At 59.8% G+C, this 778-nt stretch carries 1 protein-coding gene; it reads right to left on the bottom strand.

Features of this window, described 5'->3' with window-relative positions; all coding sequences use genetic code 11:
- Nucleotides 1-572, bottom strand: a 572-nt coding sequence (locus AO388_RS04055; protein ID WP_177343123.1) for an IS66 family transposase zinc-finger binding domain-containing protein, incomplete at its 3' end; no start/stop codon positions are given.
- Between the last annotated feature and the right edge of the window lie 206 nt (nucleotides 573-778).

Genomic DNA, 778 nt, shown 5'->3' with positions numbered 1-778 from the left:
ACCATGATGTGGGCCAGCAGGCCTGCGGTCGGGACGCCTTTGTCGATGACGTGCGCCGGTACCGGCGCCTGGATCAGTGTTTCGCACTGTTCGCAGGCCCACTTTCCACGGATGTGGCGTTCGACTGTGAACACGCCGGGCGTGTAGTCGAGCTTTTCGCTGGCGTCTTCGCCGATGCGCTTGAGTGCGCAGCCGCACTGGCAGTGGCTGTTGTCCGGTTCGTGATGGATCAGTGTGCGAGGAAACTGCGGTGGCAGCGGTGCGCGCTTGGGTTGCTGGCGCACTTTGGCTTCGACAGGTGCCGGTTGCAGCGCCTCAAACTCGACTTCGATAGCGGCGATATCCGTATCGATCAAGTCGTCGAGCAGGCTGGCTTGATCCGGGCTCAACTGCTCGCTGCGCTTGGCAAACTTGAAGCGTTTGAGCAGCGCGATCTCGTGGGCCAGCTTCTCGTTGACCGATTTGTGATGAGTGATTTGCTTGTCCATCGTCTCGACGCGCTGGATCAACTGCGCCGCCAAGGCACGCAGTTCTTCAGGGTTTAATTGATCGAGATTCGGATGCGAAGTCATGCCGCCGATTTTGCCAGAGAGGGCTAGTGGCGGCGATAGACTGATGGGCCAATTGCGCTGGCAAGCAGGCCATGGCAGGCGAATTAGAGCATCGTGATGGCTGCTCCGGAACCGACGCGTTGCCAAGGCAAGCCGAGCACCAAGGCTTGAAGTTGCTCTGCATCCAACTCGACTTCAGAGCCGTGCCGCACGCCCGGCCAAAAAAA

Origin of the sequence: Pseudomonas sp. ICMP 10191 (assembly GCF_001467335.1) — a bacterium.
Lineage (GTDB): Bacteria > Pseudomonadota > Gammaproteobacteria > Pseudomonadales > Pseudomonadaceae > Aquipseudomonas > Aquipseudomonas cerasi.
The sequence above is the reverse complement of the archived record's forward strand: the minus strand, read 5'-3'. Positions and strand labels throughout refer to the sequence as shown.